Source organism: Streptomyces sp. AC555_RSS877 (assembly GCF_019049245.1).
Lineage (GTDB): Bacteria > Actinomycetota > Actinomycetes > Streptomycetales > Streptomycetaceae > Streptomyces.
The window spans coordinates 1-254 of sequence record NZ_JAGMUK010000188.1 but is presented as its reverse complement, the minus strand read 5'-3'; the positions used below and the strand labels follow the sequence as shown (position 1 = coordinate 254).

At 71.7% G+C, this 254-nt stretch carries 1 protein-coding gene; it reads right to left on the bottom strand.

The features are described from left to right. The coding region (locus KUM49_RS41690) for a condensation domain-containing protein (RefSeq protein ID WP_217242167.1) at positions 1-254 on the bottom strand (254 nt) is incomplete at both ends.

Below are 254 nucleotides of genomic sequence, written 5' to 3'. Positions count from 1 at the left end.
TCCGCCAGCTGGTCACGCACTCCCTCCAACGCCTCACCCACACCCACAGCGCCGACCCGCACCCGCACCGGCAGCGTGTTGATGAACAGCCCCGGCACCCGGTCGGCACCCACGCCGGCGTTCATCCGCCCGAACAACACCGTGCCGAACACCACGTCATCACGACCACTGACCGTGGCCAGGACCCGCGCCCACGCCAGATGGAACACCGACGCCGCACTCACCCCCAGCCCGCGGGCGACCTCCCGCACCCG